The sequence below is a fragment of the Rhizobium sp. 05L429 genome (assembly GCF_056397645.1).
In genome coordinates, this window is record NZ_JBFTNV010000011.1 from 122,685 (window position 1) to 139,381 (window position 16,697).

Below are 16,697 nucleotides of genomic sequence, written 5' to 3' on the forward strand. Positions count from 1 at the left end.
GAACTCGCTCGGCTGCCGGCCATTATCGAAGAAATGGAGTTCTTCCAATGCAGCTTTCCCTTATCGAGCCCGGCCACGCCTACGTATCGCGATATGACAGGCGCCGCCGCTATGTGCGGCAGGTGGAGGATGGCCAGGTTGCCTATCGGCAGTTCATATTCGGCATCCCGATTTACCGTTCGCAATCTCTCGACGCATTCGCGCACTGGGCGCATGAAGATGCGGAATTATCCGAGAAACGCTGGCTGGCGGCACCCGTCTGAAGCAGGCAAGTCGTTCCGGCACGCCATCAGCATGATGCGGCGGCCTTTCGATCAACGGCGTTTCAGCCTCAAGCCGACAAGAAGAAGTGAATTGAAAAGAAATAGCATGTCACGCCAGAATCTCGACCGCATATTGTTTGACCGCATCTGGCATCTCGGAGCCCAGGCTGTGAAGGATGATCGCCTGTCGACACTCGCCTATGCGACCGTCACCAAGCCCACCCTGGAAGAATATCAGGACAGTCGCGGCTCCTTGCAGGCAGATCTCATAAAGGTCATCCAGCTCGGCATTCTGAAGCTTCGTGAGAGAGGTGAACTGCAGGAGCCTTAAAACCGGCGCCTTCTAACGTATCGTCCGAAAATCGGGATCGATTTTCAAAAAGCCTGATTTGCGATGACCACATGCGCAAAACAAAGACTTAAAGCGTGACAAGCGGATCTGGATCGCGACACGCTTTAGGGCGCGGCTGCAGCGCCCGATCACAATCAGAGATCAGATCGGAAAACACGTGCGCCAGATCAAGCCCGCAAACGAACTGACAAGAGATCAACGCTTGGCGGCTCTGCTGTTGTTGAGCGAAACCCTGCACTTTTCCGCCCTCGTGGCAAAAGGCAACGGTGATCGCCTGTCAACCGTCATGGAAGAGCTTGCCGGCCGCCTCTTCCGCGATCGCGAAAAAATCGCCTCCTCTTCGTTTGCGACATCAGACGCAATCGTCAAAGAGGCCCTCGACATGCTGGCAAGATTCAAGATGGCCAATCCCGAGGTCAGTAGCACCAGACATTGATGTCTTCAGGCAATACGCCGATCGGCATCAACTGCCAGGCCGGTCGAGCGAATTGCCCCGCCTTGCACAGCCATTTCCGATGCGATTCCACACCTGCGAACCGTCCCTTAGCCTTATTTGATTAGGCTTCATTTCGGAACGATGTCTCTCGCGGGTGGTTCTTTTACAGGCCGTCAAAAGCCGGCCGCCGCGCCCCTCTCTGTTCTCCTGTAACGGAGGCGGCGGTCACTCCTCCCGTCCTCATGCAACAGGCACAACTGTTGCCGTCAGATCTTGTCGCGATCCATCGAAAAGGACCCGCGGCATGACCAGCGCAAATTTCCCCGAATGCCTCTCCATCACGCTCGCATCCGAAGGCGGCCTCTCCCTGGAGCGCACCGACCCCGGCAACTGGACCGGCGGCAAGATCGGCAAGGGCACGCTGAAAGGCACCAAATACGGCATCTCGGCGGCCGCCTTCCCCGATCTCGACATCCGCAACCTGACGCTCGACGACGTCCAGCCGATCTACAAGGCCAGATACTGGGACGAAATCGGTGGCGACACGCTGCCTGATGGTTTCGACCTCGCCATCTTCGACTATGCCGTCAACTCCGGCTCCGCCCGCGCCCTGCGCGACGCCCAGACCGTGATCGGCGCTCCCGCCGACGGCAAATTCGGCCCCATCACCCGCGCCAAAGCCGCAACCGCCGGCACAAGGGAAATCAAAGCCCTCTGCGCAAGGCGGCTGAGCTTCATGCAAAGCCTGGCGATCTGGAAAACCTACGGCAAAGGCTGGTCGGCCCGCGTGGCAAGGATCGAGGTGAAGGCCGTGGCGATGTTCCTGCGCAGCCAGCCGGGCGTGAACGCCAAGGCCGCCCTGGCGGATGAGGCAAGCAAGGCCGAGAAGGCTGCCGGCACGCTGCGGAAGGCAGGTGCGGCAATTGCGGTGTCGGCATCGGGTGGGGCCGGAACGGGTGCGGCGCTGCCGGCGGAGGCGAATCTGTGGGTGCTTGGTGGGGTAATGGTGGCCGGGCTCGCGGTTGCGGGTGTGCTCGTGGTGAAGGCGGTGCGGGAAAAGGAGCGTGCGCAGGCATATCGGGAGGCGATGGTCGGGGGCTAGCGGGCGGAGGCCAGCTTGCCCCCCTGTGAAGAAGCCGCCCTCGTGTCAGTCCTCTGGCCCGCTTGCCGGATCGGTGCGCCAGGTGAAATGTCTGACATGGTCCAGAAATGCACGCATAGCCGCGCTCGGGAGCCGCCGGTTCGGATAATAGAGAAACCAGCTTGGCAAAACCGGACTCCAATCGGGAAGGAGCTCCATCAGCTTTCCTTCCTGGATATACGGTCTCGCGTAGTCGTCAAATACGTGCGCTATTCCCATGCCGGCCAGGGCGGCCTGAAGCTCGTTAGCGGCCGAACTCAGTGTCAGACGCCCCGCAGGCGTTATCTCCATCAGATCGTCTGCACGGGAGAACCTCCACGATACCAGGGTGCCGCCTGGAAACCGGCGCTGGATACAGTCGTGGCCGACAAGATCGTGCGGTGTCAGCGGCCTTCCGAACCGTTCGACATAGTCAGGGGAAGCCACGATCGTGTAACGAAGCGACGGCCCCAGGGGGATTGCGATCATATCCTGTGCCAGTTGCTTACCGAACCGGACGCCTGCGTCGAAACCAAGTTCCACAATGTCGACGATCGCAGCATCGCTGATCACCTCGATCTTCACCGCTGGATATTTTTGCATGAAATCAAACAGTAACGGACATAGGACATGATCGACGGCCGGAGCCGGCGCATTGATTTTCAATGTGCCGGACGGGCTTGCTCGAAGATCGTCCACTTCTCTGATCGCGAGCTTGATGTCACTCAATGCCGGAGCGAGGCGCTCGAGCAGGCGCTGGCCTGCTTCGGTGGGGTACACGCTTCTTGTCGTCCGATTGAGCAGTCGTATCCCCAGGACCTCTTCGAGTGAGTTGATCGTCTGGCTTAAAGCTGAAGACGAGACGCCACGTTCAGCCGCCGCGGCACGGAAGCCGCCGCATCGCACGATCGAGGCGAATACATCGAAACTGTCCAGCCGCAATTGGCTCATTGCGAAGCAGTCCTTATCAAGCCAGGTAGGTTTACATATCTTATCAGCGCGATGTCTGTGTGTCATCTCAGAAGGACATCCACCGGCACTCGACCGGATGGACGATGATCGGCAACCAACCGCTGTTGGGACTCGCGGCTGTTCTGCGAGCTGCTTCAGCAATGACTGCGAAGGATGCACACATGAACGCTTTCACGCTGAACAGGCGCGCCGTAATGCTGAGTGCGGTGATTGGCGCCACGAGTACATTTCTTGGTGGCGCCGCCGGTGTGGTTCAGGCCCAAACGAAGACACCAGGCTCTGGCAACATAGGCCACTACCGGTTTCGCGTCGGCGAAATCACGGCAACGGTTTTGAGTGATGGCGTCATCGGTGGCCCTCCGAGGATCTATGCCAGTGATGCACCGGAAGCAGAGCTTCAGGAGGTGTTGCGTCGCGCCTTTCTTCCCACCGACCATCTGACGCTCAACCTGATACGCTGCTCATCGAAAATGCGGGCCGCCGCATCCTCATCGAAGCAGGAGCAGGCGGCACGATGGGACCGAACGCAGGTCGCATTTTTGCCAATCTGGCAGCAATCGGTCTCGATCCGGCAGATATCGACGTCGTGGTCGTCTCGCACACACATCCCGACCATGTGGGTAACCTTCGAACTGCCGACGGCACAATGGCTTTCCCCAGAGCAACTGTTTTCGTGCCACGCGCCGACTGGGAATTCTTCGTCCGCAACGATCCCGATCTGTCATATATGCCGGTACCCGAGGATTTCCGCGTTCGCTTTGGTGCGGCCATCAAGCATAGTCTCGAGCCTTATGCCAAAGACGTTGAGCTCTACGAGGCTGGCGCCGAAATCGTGCCGGGGCTCAGCACGATCGCAGCGTTTGGCCACACACCAGGAATGGCAAACTTCATCGTTCATTCAGGCAATGATCAGCTGCTGCTGACGGCAGACCTCGCCTACCATCCCGTTGTCAATGTCGACAATCCGTGGCGACCCGGCCCCGATAGGGACAAAAACGCAGCGCTTGCCTCCCGTCGACGGATTTTCGATATGGCTGCCGCCGACAGGATCCCGGTCCTTGGCTTCCACTACCCCTTCCCTGGTCTTGGTCGCATGCTGAAGACCGATGGCGGATACGCCTGGGTTCCCGCCAACTGGCAGTTCTGACGCTTCAGCTTCGAGAACGGAGCTACGTTACGAACGCCCGCCGAAAGCCGATTTCCACGATATCGGTGACTGGAACGTCTCGCCCGCTGCCACACGCGCGTCATGCGGGCGATACGGTTTTCAACCGCCTATAGAAGAAATCAAGGAGCGCAAAGAATAGAATTCCCGCAGAGCGAGAATCAAAATAAAGATGCGGTGCCTATTACAGCACAAGACGCTGTCATCAGCTTATTTGAGGGATAATCATGCGCGCCCATATTGCAATGACATTGATTGCCACCGCACTTCTGGCCGGCTGTGCGCCGACCGAGAAGCAGTTTGATGCCGCCATCACGGTGCTTCAGGGCAGCGAGCGAGCGAGAAACGACCTTCTTGACGATTGCATCAGGCGCCTGAGCTTTTCCGACAAGAAGACGCATCACAACGCTGCGGTCGTGATGAACGTGGCGGACAAGGACGCTCCGAAGGTTGCCTGCAGCCGATACACGAAAGCGCTCGTCTCCGGCCGCGCCAACTATCAGGATCTGCTCGACATTCAAAATAAGCGCTACACTCCGAAACTCGTCAAGATCTTCCAGGGCCGCTGAGGCGCGCGACGCATCCAGCGTCTTTTCGTGCCCGCCCTTGCCGATGGCAGGGCGGGCACAGACAGCAAGACCCCGGAAAGCAGCAGGGCAATGCTTCTCGTTGCGGGAAAGCCGCGCCCTGCAAGATCCGCTCCTGCGGCAGCTACCTTCCGTCGCGAGGTCGATATCGGGCGGTAAAACGCTCCCAGCGGCAGCGCTCAGCCACTCCATGACATGGCAGTCCTCGCCCAGTCGCCGCGCTGCGCCTCTGGCACGGGATCTATTGCGTTGAGCCTCATCGTTATCGAGCAAGCCTCTTCGTCGCTGAGTTCGGAGAGTTTCGTCAGCTTGCGCGCCTCCTCTACGGTCACACCCAGGTGCTGTGTAATCATTTGCAAGATGTCCTGCGCGGTCATCTTCACCGCCGTGGGCGGACGCGTCTTCCCGTCCTCATAAGCCAGGCGTTTGGCTTCCAGATATTGGAAGTAGCGCTCTTTCACCTGCGGAATGGCCTGGGCGCTCTGTGACATCCTCGAGTTCACCAATTCCTTGCAGCCCCGCGGATAGTAGCGGGCAAGAGCCTCATTGAGCTCACCAGTCTTCTTCAAGACATCGATCGCAATTGCATCGCTTGCCCGCGACAGCGCAGGATTGCCGTATTTGGCCACCATTGCCGCCGCTTGTGCTCGCGGATCGAGCTTGCCTCCAGAGGCTTCGGTCTTGGCAAGCAACTGCCGCGTTTCATCCTCGTGATCCATGAAGACCGCGTGAACGAAAGGATTGATACCGGCGAGAACCTGCATCTCCTTTTCGAAGGAGCCAGCCTTCGGTTTTTGCGCGACCACACCCGGTATGGTCTTCGAATCTGCGGCAGGCTTTTGCTTCTGCGGGGATGGACCGAGCGAGAGCAACGCCCTGCCCCAGTCGCCCTGTCGCTCTTTCGGCGCAGCGCCTACGTTATAGAGCTTCTTTGCTATCGAGCACATGTCTTCGTCGCTCACACCGCTGGGGGCCTTCCTTGCCTTGTATATCTCGCCCCCAGTCATTCCCAGGTACCACTTCATGATGTGGTCTCGCTCCTTGCCGGACATCAACGGTACAGGAGCGCGGAACTTGCCGTCCTGATAGGCATAGGCTTTCGCTCTCAGATCAGCCATGCGACCGTTTCTGACTTCGGCAATGGAATACCAATCCCACATATTGCCGGTGAAGAAATACTCACAGCCTTCGGGATATTTTTCGGCCACAATCTCGGCAAGCGCGGCGGTCTTGTTCATGACCGAAATCACTGCACTGTCGCCTGCGCGCGCAAGGGCAGGAGTACCATATGTCGCGATCACCCCAGCAAGGATCTTCCGCTCCTCATACACATTCGCCCAGCCTTCCCCATAGACTTTCCGTGCCGCGTCCATGTGGTCCTGATAGATAGCCTGTAGGAGAGGATTGATCCTCCCCATGAATCGAACCATCCCCTCCAACGGCTCCTTCTCCGCATCTTGCGCAAATGCGCCTGATGCGGAGACCGTGATCGCCACCAACAGCAACAGTAATCTTTTCACGAAACCCCACCCCGAATAGTTGCAATACGTCTATGTCTGAAATTCCGGACCGTCCACGACCGGCTAGAAAAATGGTAAAAATATCAGGGGAATGCGCGCCATACTTTCGACAGCAGTGCCTTGGACATCCCGCAGCGTCAGCCGCCCCGCTGATATGGAGCGGCAGACGTTAGCCCGCCCGTTCGGTCATTCACACGGACAGACCCGAGAACTCAGCTGTCCAGCTTCAGCGCCAGCTGCTGCCCGCCAAAAACCTTCAGCACATGTTTATTGATCGGCCGCATCGCCTCGATACGGCGCTGTTCTTCCCGCCTGCGCGCTTCGTGGCGCTCGCGGTCGGCACGCAGCTGCGCCACAAAGGCCATGGCCTTGTCTGCTGCTCCTGAATAACTCGGGCTGGCTGCCATCGAACTCTCCATGAGAACGTTTATCTGTTCTCATTTTGTTCTCATTTCCGAAGAAGTCAAGCGCGCCTTTTTCGTTGGTTAAGAAAAGATTAAGAATCGGCGCAAGCAGGCTGCCGACATGCGCGTAGAGAAAGCGCCAAGTCTTTGACGCAGAAAACTATTCTCTTGTCTGGAGCCAGATCATGGCGAAAGACATGAGGCCGCAAAGGGTGGCGATCAGAAGCAGGTTGTCCATCGAAATCCTCCTATATGTGGCAAAAACGCGGCAGAAGGAATTTGGTTCAATTGTCCCTGTATTTCGTGGGTCGGTTCGCCCCTGGTGTCGATCTCGCTTTATCCCCATCTCTCCTGTATAAGCCCCTCGTCTCGGGAGCCCGCTCCATGACCGCGCCCGCTCTGGCGATCCATCGAGTGCCGCGCGACATCAGGCTCGTCCGTGATGGCAGAGCCGCGAGATAACCAGACGAAAGAAGATTTGAGATCATGACCACGGCAAAGACGGCTGCATCCGAAAACAACCAGCGCTACTTCAAGGCGCCGGTTTTTGCCGTTGCGCCCATGATCGACTGGACGGATCGCCACTGCCGTTATTTCCACCGCCAGATCAGCCGCAACGCCCTGCTCTATACGGAAATGGTCGTCGCCGACGCGATCATTCATGGCCCGCGCGAACGCCTGCTTTCGTTCGACGCCGCCGAACATCCCCTCGCCCTGCAGCTCGGCGGTTCGGATCCGGCTAAGCTCACCGAGGCCGTGCGTATTGCCGAGCCTTACGGTTACGACGAGATCAACCTCAATGTCGGCTGCCCGTCGGATCGCGTCCAGTCGGGCACCTTCGGCGCCTGCCTGATGCTCACGCCTGAGACGGTTGCCGAATGCGTCGCCGCCATGAAGAAGGTCGCAAACCTCCCGGTCACGGTCAAATGCCGCATCGGCGTCGATGAGCAGGAGCCGGAAGAGGCCCTGCCCACGCTGATGACCAGGGTGATCGATGCCGGAGCCGACGCAATCTGGATCCATGCCCGCAAGGCCTGGCTGAAAGGCCTCTCCCCGAAGGAAAACCGGGAGATCCCGCCGCTCGATTACGAGATCGTCTACCGCATGAAGGCCCGCTTTCCCGATGTTTTCATCGGCATCAATGGCGGCATCCAGACGCTGGATGAGGCAGAAGGCCACCTCGCCCATGTCGATGGCGTCATGCTCGGCCGCGCGGCCTATCAGAACGCCGCGATCCTTTCCGAGATCGACCAGCGCTTCTATGGCGCACCCGCCGCCGAGCCGGATTGGAACGATCTGCGCGACCGCATGATGGCCTATGCGGAGCGCCATATCGCCAATGGCGGTCGCCTGCAGCATATCGCCCGCCACATGGTCGGCCTCTTCACCGGCCTGCCGGGTGCCCGCCGCTACCGCCAGATCCTGTCGACCGATGCCGCAAAGCCGAATGCCGGCCCGGAAGTGATCGCCGCCGCCTTTGCCGCCGTCGATTTTGCGGGTAGCGCCGAAGCCGTCAGCGCCTGAACGGCATCAGGCATCGATCCGGACCATCAAAGCAGACATTTACCGACAGATCGGGCTTGCAGCCCGGTCCGTTTCCTTTCGACGTTTGAACGAAGTCGGGTTGAACACGTTTATAACGGTCCCCCCAGAAGACTAGGAAGGAAACACTCATGAAGAACCTCATCATCCTTGCAGCTGCCGCTTCCCTCGGTTTCGTACCCGTGGCCGAGGCCGCGAGCCAGCACAAGCAACCGAAACACGCCGCCCAGCAGGTCGCAAATGAGCCAAGGCAGCGTCTCGGCACACTTTCCTGCGAAGTCGCCGGCGGCGTCGGCATGATCATCGGCTCGAGCAAGGCGATCGACTGCCGCTTCAAGCAGAACACCGGCAGGGTCGAACACTATAGAGGCACGATCGGCAAGCTCGGTCTCGATGTCGGCGTCACGGGCAAATCCTATCTCAGCTGGATCGTCGTCAACACCGCGCCCACGCGCGTCGGTGATGGCGCTCTTGCCGGCACCTATGTCGGCGCTTCCGCCGGTGCTTCCGTCGGTGTCGGCCTCGGGGCAAATGCGCTGATCGGCGGAAATTCGAAGAATTTCGCATTGCAGCCGCTCAGCGGTGAAACCGGAACCGGTGTGAATGTGGCCGCAGGCGTCTCCCGCCTCCAGTTGAAGGCCACGCGCTAACCCCTACAGGCGGCGGCCGACAGGTCGCCGCCGCTTCACGAAGTCGTTCGCGCCATCTGCAAGGAAACGATTGGCGTTTTCGCTACCGGCTGGCCGTGCAGGCACGATGAAGCGGACCGAATAACGCCGATCGCAGCCTGTCCAGTCGATCACAGACAAAACAGCTGCTCTCCCTGATCTTCACAATGGCGCGGTGGCGCCGTATTTTGCGCTGTCCGGCGGATATGTCGCAGCCCGGATGCGCACTGACGGACCGCGGCCCGCAAACAACCATCGTATGGGAGGATCGCCGACATGAAGGATGTCGTCGCGCTGGTAACCGGCGCAAGCCGCGGCGTCGGCCGCGGGATTGCGCTTGCATTGCTCGCCGAGGGCGCCACGGTGCATGTCACCGGAAGGACGCGCTCCGAGGCAGAAGCAACCGGGGGCAAACACGCGGGATCGCTGGAAGGGCTCGAGCTCGAGGCCGCGGATCTGCCCGGACGCGTCGTTCATCAGTGCGACCACAGCAACGACACCGAGACCGAGCGCGTGGCCGAAGAGATCAGAGCCGGCAACAGGCTGGACATTCTGGTCAACAATGCATAGCCCGGCTACGAAAACATGGTCGAGGATGGCGATTTTACCTGGCCTCGAGCCTTCTGGGAGCAGCCCGTCTGGCGGTGGGACGCAATGATCGGCACGGCCCTGAGGGCGGCTTTCATGATGTCTCGTGCAGTGGCGCCTGTCATGATCTCGGCGCAGCGTGGTCTGATCGTCAATATTTCATTCTGGGCAGCGCAATTCTACGACGGCAACGCAATCTATGGCATGGCCAAGGCCGCTGCCGACAAGATGGCCGCAGACTTCGCCCATGATCTGCGTCCGCACGATGTCGCCGCCGTCGCACTCTATCCCGGCCTGGTCCGCACCGAAGCCGTCATGCAGAACGCCGAATATTTCGACCTGTCCAACTCCGAATCCCCCAGGTTCATCGGCCACGTCATATCAGGACTCTGGCGGGACCCTGCGCTGATGTCGAAATCCGGGCAGGTCCTGGTCGCGGCGGAGCTGGGTCGGGAATACGATATTGCTGACGTCAACGGCTACAGACCTGTTCCCCTCACAGCGGCGGACTTTGCGAAAAGCTGAATTCGCGTCTGGCATTGCAGCCTCGAGCGGCATCCGCCAGTGATCATGGGAGCGGCAAACCAGACCGTGGATTAGGCCGCCACCAGCAGCAGCACATAAGCCACGACCGTCACCATCAGTCCCCGAAACGCGATCGTCACGAACCGGTATTTGCTGCGCGCGATATGCGAAAGAATGTCGGCATTTTCCACATACTGGTCGAAGAGATAGCGCTCGTCGCGCCGGATCGCCGCATCGAAGAAGACGTCGCGATGCCGCGGCCATGCGCCCCAGAACATCGATGTGGATTTATCGAGCCGCCGCGGCAGCACCACGAGGATGGCCGACAGAATCGAAAAGACCGAGGCTGTGGCCAGGAGGCCGGAGAAGAGAATGGCCTGCGGCGTGCCCTGCGCATAGCGCACCCAGGTGAAGACCGCCCTCACTTCGACGGAGCTCACAAGAAAGGCAAGCATGAACGTAAAGATATAAGCGGCTTTCTGATCCGATATCTTGATCTGATCATAGAATATGTCGTTGATTTTCTTGATATGGTCGAAATATCCCGAGCCGATATCATCCGTCGACGGAGAACTGGAGGGCAGCTCCGCATAATTTTCAAACTCGCTCAAAGGAAACCCCACCCCGCAATAGTGTTTCCCTAATAATACACTTGGTTGTGAAAGCAAGAACACGTGTGCATCCGACTTGACTTTTACACCGGTCTTGGCCAAACGGGAAAAAGATGCGGGGGTATCTGGGATGTCGGGGTCGAAGTCTTTTCTGTGCGCGGGATCCACTCTTGCGCTCATGTCAGCGTTACTTGCGTGTCCGGTTACAGCCGAGCCGCTGCAGCGCGCCACGCCGGCTGCAGGCTCCGTCATCGCCCGCAAGACCGGCGAGGAAGTGCGCTTCGTCGATGTCAGCAACTGGCGCGTCGTCGATCTCAACCAGGACCTTCTGGATGGTGACGTGCTGCGCACCAATGCCACCGGTCAGCTCGCCATCCTCTTTTCCGATCACACCCAGATCCGCCTCGGCCGCAATTCCGCGCTGCAGGTCAAGAAAATGTCTGCGACCGGCGACACGATCCTCAATCTGCAGTCCGGCACCATCTGGGCCCGCGCCCAGCGCGGCGGCCAGGGCCTGACGGTCGAGACACCAGCCGCCGCAGCCGCCATCCGCGGCACGGACTGGACGATGACCGTCGACGGCGCCCGAACCTCGATGATCGTGCTCGAAGGCCGCGTGGCGCTCAGCAACCCGCAGGGCAGCATCGAGGTGAACGAGGGCGAAGGCGCCGTCGCCACCATCGGCCAGGCGCCGCACAAGCTCATCAGCGTCAATCCGGATGATCGCGAGCAGATGCTCTTCTATCTGGACCTGCGCGACGGCTTCGGCCTGATGCCGACCTCGCCGCTGCGGGCCGACCGTATGGCCACCGAGCGCCGCCGCCTTCTGGCGCTGCCGCCCGAGCGCCGCAGCATAGAAGACTGGCTGGAACTTGCCGAGGTGCAAAGCGCCTTCGACGGGCGTCAGGCCGCAGCTGCAACGTTGCAAAATATCCGCAGCCGCAAGCTGACGGTCGCACAGCAGGCCCGCGTCGACCTGCTCGACGCCACCATTGCCGGCTCCGAAAAGCGCTATGGCGATGCCGCCAGGCTCTTCCAGAAGGCGCTGCCGCATCTCGACCCGACACGCCGAACCATGGCCCGATATGGCGGCTATTTCGCCCGGTCGCTCGCCGATCCCGCGCATGCCGAACCGCCTCCAGCCAACACCACCGGCCCCTATGGCGCGATCATGCAGGCCTATACGGCCGGCTTCCTGGAAAACCCGCGCGCAGCGCTCGAGATCATCAGGAAAGCGGAACAGCACTATCCAGATGACCCGACCCTGCCGGCAGTCCGCGCCCAGCTGGCGCAGCTCGTCGATGACCGTGAGCAGATGAAGGAAGCGATAGAACGCTCGCTGGCGCTCGACCCCGATCACCCGATGGCGCTCTCCGCCCGCGCCGGTTACAAGGCAGCCTATGAGAGCGACATCAACGGCGCGCTTGCGGACCTGAACCGCGCCATCGAGCTTGCGCCCGGCGCGTCGGGCACGCTGAATTCGCTCGGCCTGCTGCAGAGTTCGCGCGATGCCAATGGCGAAGCGGAAAAGGCCTTCAAGAAGGCGATCGAGCTAGACCCGCAGGATCCGCTGCTGCATGCCAACCTCTCGATCCTCTATCTCGATCAGGGGCGCATGAAGGAGGCCAAGCGCGAGATCGATACGGCAATCGCCCTCGACCCGTCCTTCGATATCGCCCTGCTTGCCCGCGGCCGTTACTACCTGCAGTCCGGCGAGCGCGACAAGGCGCTGGAGGATCTACTGGCGGCCAGCACCGCCAATCCGGCTCATTCGCAATCGCAGCTGATGCTTGCGGCCGCACACTATGAAAAGGGCGATCGCCTCCCCTCCGAGCAGGCCCTCGATAATGCCAACCGCCTGGATGATAACGATCCGGTCATCTCCGCCTTCCGCACCGCTGTCGATATCGACGACTACAATTCAGATGGCGCGATTGCCAACGCGCAGGAATTCCTGCGCCGCTCGCGCGCCCGCGGCGGCGATTTCAGCGGGCTCGGTGCCAATGCGAGCGCCGGCTCGACGCTGAACAACGCTTTCCGCCTTCAGGGCCTGGATGCCTGGGGCCGCTATTATGGCGATGCCGTCTTCGATCCCTTCAAAGGCAGCGGTTATATCGACCAGTCGATCAAGGGCAGCATCTTTCCTTTCGTCAACGCGACGAGCTTCAGCGATGACAACGTCATCCAGAACCGGAACAATGCGTCGAGCTACTCGTCCTTCATCCAGGGCCTGCTGCTCTCTCCCCACATGCTGTCCGGCCGTTCGCGCTCGGCATCGCTGTTCGATGTACCCTTCATCGAAGGCTCGCTCGGCGGCGGCATCAACAGCGTCGACGGCCACACGCGCCGCATCGGCGAAGCGGAAATCCAGGGCTATTCGAACGCGACGATCCCGATCAGCTTCTACGGCAACCTGACCTGGGAAGAGCTGGCGCTCGATGGCGATTACCGTGACTTCGGTGGATATACGACGGACAACAAGCTACTCACGGGCAATGCGTACCTGACGGCCACGCTGACGCCTGATGACCGTATCGTCAGCTTCATCAATCATGGCAAAAGCTACGGACCGCTGAATGCTCTGACGACAAGCACGGCATTCACCGACCGCCTGAATGAAGAATTCTTTCTGCCGGTCTTCGGCGGTGTAATACCGACGATGGATCTACCTCTCTATCAGAACAGATATGATGAGGGTGAGACGACGATTGGCGGCATCGGCTGGAGCCACACCTTCGGGTATCGGAATGTGCTCAATACCGCACTCCTCTATTCCGAAGGCAAGGCGAAAAGCCTCTTCGATTATACATTTGATGCCTCCGAGGCTACCGGCGCTCCCGCTCCAGATCTTTTTCCGTTCATGGAAACGAGCCTGGAGAATTCCTCCAAAACTTACATAGCTGCGATCAGCCATAACATCGGTGATGACACACTGACCTGGCGATACGGTATCGAAGGCGGATGGACCGATAGCCGCAACAAGACAACGATTCATCTCGATGACATTTTGGGTTTGGTGGGCGAGCGGACATTTGATCCGACCGACGAGAGCAACCGCGTCAATATCGGCCGCGCCTATATCGATCTCCTTCACGAGATCACACCTGCTCTAAAGGGCGAATACGCACTGTTCGCCACACGCCTGGAAGGCGACGGCACCGATGTCAGCCGGCTTGAGCCTCGTTTCGGCCTTGCCTGGGAACCCGTGCAAAATCAGTGGCTGCGCGCCGCCTTCATGCGACAGGGCCTCGACACGGGCGTACCATCATTGGCGCCGGTCGGCATCCTTGGCCTGCAGGCCAACCAATTCTCGGTCGGAGCAGAGGGCTACGCCGATACGGTTGCCTTGCAATGGGACGCAGAATGGACGGACCGTTTGTTTACCTCGGTCGAATACCAGCATCAGGAATTGCACGATTTCTCGATCGGCCTGCCGATCACTGGCCTCGCAATCGTCGACAGTCAGTCTTATGGGCGCGGCACCATCGACCGCGCCGCCGTCACGGCCAACGTCGCGCTTGGATCCGGCTTCGGCCTCTCGGCCACCTATGCCTATATGGATTCGGAGAACAAGGATCCGACAGCCTTTAACTATCGCGGCGATCTGCCCTTCATTCCGCAAAACTCGGGCCAGATCGCGCTAACCTGGGTCAATGAAGCCAAGGTGAAAGCCACTGTTGCGGCAAACTATGTCGGCGAGCGTCCCGGCGATCTGGTCGGCACGAAGCTCGATGATTACTGGAGCCTGGATGCCCATCTCATCTGGGAACCTTTCGACAAGCGCATCGCACTCGAGGCTGCTGCTTACAATCTTCTCGATGAAGATTTTGAAGTTCTGCCCGGCACCCCCGGCTGGGGCCGCGCCTTCAAGGGCACGCTGAAGATCCGCTTCTGATGTCGGCGCGCGCCGTCCAGCCACGCCCTCACGCAGAGCGCCCCACAAGGCAGGACCGCCCGTCGGCCCGCCCGCCCGGCTGGCCCTTCTCAAGCCGCAGCATCCGCCTTCTCGTGCTGGCGCTGGTCACTCTGATCACGATCTCGCTGATCTCCCGCCTGCCCGCCTGGACTCTGACGGAGCTGCGCACCTTCGACTATCTCTCCACCGTCGACGATCCCTTGCCACCCGATGGCGGGCCGATCATCGTGGCGATCGACGAGCCGGCGCTGGCCGATATCAACGCCCAATGGCCCTGGCCGCGCAGCCTGCATGCCGAGCTCGTCAAGCAGCTGCGCGCCGCCGGCGCCAAAGCCATCGCGCTCGATATTATCATGGCCGAGCCTTCGACGGCCGAAAACGATCAGGCCATCACCGCTGCCGTCGGCCCCGATGTCGTGCTTGCCGGCGATGAAACCCTGATCAAGACGCCCCAGGCCGACCAGCTGCTGCGCACCACGCCGCTGCCGCAGATGACGGAAGCCGGTGCGCGCACCGGGATCGCCTCGATCACCCTGAATGGCGACGGCGTCTTCCGCAATATTCCATCCTATTCGGATGGCTTTGCCATGGAGCTTGCAAAGGCTGCGGGCATCAATGCGACGCATCTGCCGGCAGGCTCCCTCATCCAGTCCCTCGGCCCGGCCCGCAGCTACCCCACCGTCTCCTACTATCAGGCGCTGGACCCGAAGAATTTCCTGCCGCCCGATATCTTCAGGGATCGCGTCGTGCTGGTCGGCCTCAGCCTGCAAAACGCCCCCGAGATCGACCAGGGCGGCGCCGATGCCTATGCCACGCCCTATACCGTCCACACCGGCAAGCTGATCTCCGGCGTCGAGGTGCAGGCCACCATCTACGACAATATCGTCCATGGTCTCGCCATATCCGAAGCCGGACTGCTGCCGGTCGCAACCTGCATTCTCATATCGGTCATTCTGGCTGCCGCCACGGTCTGGAAAGCCACGAGCTGGCGAACGCTGGTCGCCACCGCCGCCGCCGTGCTCGCCTTTGCGGCAGTCAGCTATGCCGGCATCCGCTTCGGCCATGTCTTCGTCTCGCCGCTTGGGCCGACCGTTGCCTTCGTCGCCGTCGCCTTCGGCCAGGCGGCCTTTGATTATACCGAGGAGCGCCGCCAGAAACGCCAGATTACGCTCGCCTTTGCCCAATATATCTCACCCGATCTCGTCAAGCGCCTGTCGAACGATCCTTCGCAGCTAAAACTCGGCGGCGAGCGACGTACGCTGACGGTCCTGTTTTCCGACGTGCGCGGCTTCACCACCATCGCCGAGACGATGAAGGACGATCCCGAGCAGCTGACGACGCTGATCAACCGCCTGCTGACGCCGCTATCCGATGTCGTCATGGATCACGGCGGCACGATCGACAAATATATGGGCGATTGCATCATGGCCTTCTGGAATGCGCCGCTCGACGACCCCGATCACGCGCTGCACGCGGTGAAAGCGTCGATTGCCATGCAGGATGCGATCGGCACGCTGAACCGCGAACTGGAGCGCGAGGCCGTCGCGTCAGGGCGGCCGCTGCATATCCTCAAAATGGGCGTCGGCATCAATACCGGCGAATGCATCGTCGGCAATATGGGTTCCACCCGCCGCTTCGACTATTCCTGCCTCGGCGACAGCGTCAATCTCGCCTCTCGCCTGGAAGGCGCTTCAAAGAATTACGGCGTCGCCCTGCTGCTTGGAGAAGAAACCGCCCGCCTCATCGGCGATCATTACGCCGTGGTCGAGCTCGACCGCATCATCGTCAAGGGCCGCACGGTGCCCTCGCCGATCTTCACCGTGCTGCATGGCGGTCACCGCACGGCCCTGCGCGAACACGATGCCTTTCTGAATGCGAAATATGCGGACCGGCTCACCATCTCCGACCCTGCCTTCGAAACACTGCCGAAAGCCATTCCGGAGCTTTCGGCCTATTACGCGCTGGTGCGCAACAACCTCGCGCAGGACGACGCGGCTCCATAGAGCAATTCCAGCAGAACTGCGCAGC

General features: G+C 60.3%; 13 protein-coding genes and 2 pseudogenes. 11 read left to right on the top strand and 4 right to left on the bottom strand.

All coding sequences use genetic code 11. The features are described 5' to 3' along the window. Positions 1–47: 47 nt before the first annotated feature. The 4 genes from AC1DNW_RS14090 (at position 48) to AC1DNW_RS14105 (ending at position 2,153) form a co-directional block, all read left to right on the top strand. Positions 48–263 (top strand): hypothetical protein, encoded by a 216-nt coding sequence (locus tag AC1DNW_RS14090; RefSeq protein WP_113297094.1) that lies wholly within the window; start codon positions 48–50, stop codon positions 261–263. Between the two features lie 106 nt (positions 264–369). Next, positions 370–594: a hypothetical protein gene (locus tag AC1DNW_RS14095; RefSeq protein ID WP_113310987.1), complete on the top strand. Its 225-nt coding sequence runs from the start codon at positions 370–372 to the stop codon at positions 592–594. 178 nt (positions 595–772) lie between these two features. Further along, the gene (locus tag AC1DNW_RS14100; RefSeq protein ID WP_113297096.1) at positions 773–1,051 is read left to right on the top strand and encodes a hypothetical protein; all 279 of its coding nucleotides are present in this window, start codon (positions 773–775) and stop codon (positions 1,049–1,051) included. Positions 1,052–1,355: 304 nt separating this feature from the next. After that, entirely contained in the window at positions 1,356–2,153 is a 798-nt protein-coding gene (locus AC1DNW_RS14105; protein ID WP_113310988.1) for a glycosyl hydrolase 108 family protein, read from the top strand. A gap of 45 nt (positions 2,154–2,198) precedes the next feature. On the opposite strand, the gene AC1DNW_RS14110 is transcribed toward AC1DNW_RS14105, so the two are convergent. Further along, positions 2,199–3,188 (bottom strand): LysR family transcriptional regulator, encoded by a 990-nt coding sequence (locus AC1DNW_RS14110; protein WP_162748598.1) that lies wholly within the window; start codon positions 3,186–3,188, stop codon positions 2,199–2,201. Between the two features lie 116 nt (positions 3,189–3,304). On the opposite strand from AC1DNW_RS14110, the pseudogene AC1DNW_RS14115 reads away from it, so the two are divergent. Next, positions 3,305–4,290, top strand: a pseudogene (locus AC1DNW_RS14115) (MBL fold metallo-hydrolase). A 245-nt stretch (positions 4,291–4,535) separates the two neighbouring features. Beyond that, positions 4,536–4,877 carry a hypothetical protein gene (locus tag AC1DNW_RS14120; RefSeq protein ID WP_113297099.1) on the top strand — a complete coding sequence of 114 codons (342 nt, stop codon included), beginning with the start codon at positions 4,536–4,538 and terminating at the stop codon, positions 4,875–4,877. Positions 4,878–5,074: 197 nt separating this feature from the next. On the opposite strand, the gene AC1DNW_RS14125 is transcribed toward AC1DNW_RS14120, so the two are convergent. Then, positions 5,075–6,415, bottom strand: coding sequence for a hypothetical protein (locus AC1DNW_RS14125; protein ID WP_477853207.1), 1,341 nt, complete (start codon positions 6,413–6,415; stop codon positions 5,075–5,077). Positions 6,416–6,627: 212 nt separating this feature from the next. Continuing rightward, the gene (locus AC1DNW_RS14130; RefSeq protein ID WP_113507809.1) at positions 6,628–6,822 is read right to left on the bottom strand and encodes a hypothetical protein; all 195 of its coding nucleotides are present in this window, start codon (positions 6,820–6,822) and stop codon (positions 6,628–6,630) included. A 483-nt stretch (positions 6,823–7,305) separates the two neighbouring features. Here AC1DNW_RS14130 and dusA point away from each other — a divergent pair, with 483 nt between their 5' ends. The 3 genes and pseudogenes from dusA (at position 7,306) to AC1DNW_RS14145 (ending at position 10,142) form a co-directional block, all read left to right on the top strand. After that, positions 7,306–8,343: a tRNA dihydrouridine(20/20a) synthase DusA gene (gene dusA / locus AC1DNW_RS14135; protein ID WP_477853208.1), complete on the top strand. Its 1,038-nt coding sequence runs from the start codon at positions 7,306–7,308 to the stop codon at positions 8,341–8,343. A gap of 149 nt (positions 8,344–8,492) precedes the next feature. Then, positions 8,493–9,011 carry a DUF992 domain-containing protein gene (locus AC1DNW_RS14140; RefSeq protein WP_113297103.1) on the top strand — a complete coding sequence of 173 codons (519 nt, stop codon included), beginning with the start codon at positions 8,493–8,495 and terminating at the stop codon, positions 9,009–9,011. A gap of 294 nt (positions 9,012–9,305) precedes the next feature. Then, positions 9,306–10,142 (top strand): annotated as a pseudogene (locus tag AC1DNW_RS14145) (SDR family NAD(P)-dependent oxidoreductase). A 71-nt stretch (positions 10,143–10,213) separates the two neighbouring features. Here AC1DNW_RS14145 and AC1DNW_RS14150 read toward each other — a convergent pair. Beyond that, complete coding sequence (locus AC1DNW_RS14150) at positions 10,214–10,753, bottom strand: Pycsar system effector family protein (RefSeq protein WP_113297105.1); 540 nt, start codon at positions 10,751–10,753, stop codon at positions 10,214–10,216. Between the two features lie 178 nt (positions 10,754–10,931). Between AC1DNW_RS14150 and AC1DNW_RS14155 the strand changes: the two genes are divergently transcribed. Both AC1DNW_RS14155 and AC1DNW_RS14160 read left to right on the top strand, forming a co-directional pair. Then, the gene (locus AC1DNW_RS14155) at positions 10,932–14,648 is read left to right on the top strand and encodes a FecR domain-containing protein (RefSeq protein ID WP_477853210.1); all 3,717 of its coding nucleotides are present in this window, start codon (positions 10,932–10,934) and stop codon (positions 14,646–14,648) included. Further along, the gene (locus tag AC1DNW_RS14160) at positions 14,648–16,672 is read left to right on the top strand and encodes a CHASE2 domain-containing protein (RefSeq protein WP_477853212.1); all 2,025 of its coding nucleotides are present in this window, start codon (positions 14,648–14,650) and stop codon (positions 16,670–16,672) included. The genes AC1DNW_RS14155 and AC1DNW_RS14160 overlap by 1 nt, the downstream gene beginning before the upstream one ends. Positions 16,673–16,697: the final 25 nt, after the last annotated feature.

Excerpts from the sequence above, each read along its gene's own strand:
- AC1DNW_RS14155 (WP_477853210.1), top strand. The coding sequence starts at position 10,932 with ATGTCAGCGTTACTTGCGTGTCCGGTTACAGCCGAGCCGCTGCAGCGC.
- AC1DNW_RS14140 (WP_113297103.1), top strand. The coding sequence starts at position 8,493 with ATGAAGAACCTCATCATCCTTGCAGCTGCCGCTTCCCTCGGTTTCGTA.
- AC1DNW_RS14090 (WP_113297094.1), top strand. The coding sequence starts at position 48 with ATGCAGCTTTCCCTTATCGAGCCCGGCCACGCCTACGTATCGCGATAT.
- AC1DNW_RS14105 (WP_113310988.1), top strand. The coding sequence starts at position 1,356 with ATGACCAGCGCAAATTTCCCCGAATGCCTCTCCATCACGCTCGCATCC.
- AC1DNW_RS14110 (WP_162748598.1), bottom strand. The coding sequence starts at position 3,188 with ATGACACACAGACATCGCGCTGATAAGATATGTAAACCTACCTGGCTT.
- dusA (WP_477853208.1), top strand. The coding sequence starts at position 7,306 with ATGACCACGGCAAAGACGGCTGCATCCGAAAACAACCAGCGCTACTTC.
- AC1DNW_RS14095 (WP_113310987.1), top strand. The coding sequence starts at position 370 with ATGTCACGCCAGAATCTCGACCGCATATTGTTTGACCGCATCTGGCAT.
- AC1DNW_RS14130 (WP_113507809.1), bottom strand. The coding sequence starts at position 6,822 with ATGGCAGCCAGCCCGAGTTATTCAGGAGCAGCAGACAAGGCCATGGCC.
- AC1DNW_RS14120 (WP_113297099.1), top strand. The coding sequence starts at position 4,536 with ATGCGCGCCCATATTGCAATGACATTGATTGCCACCGCACTTCTGGCC.
- AC1DNW_RS14160 (WP_477853212.1), top strand. The coding sequence starts at position 14,648 with ATGTCGGCGCGCGCCGTCCAGCCACGCCCTCACGCAGAGCGCCCCACA.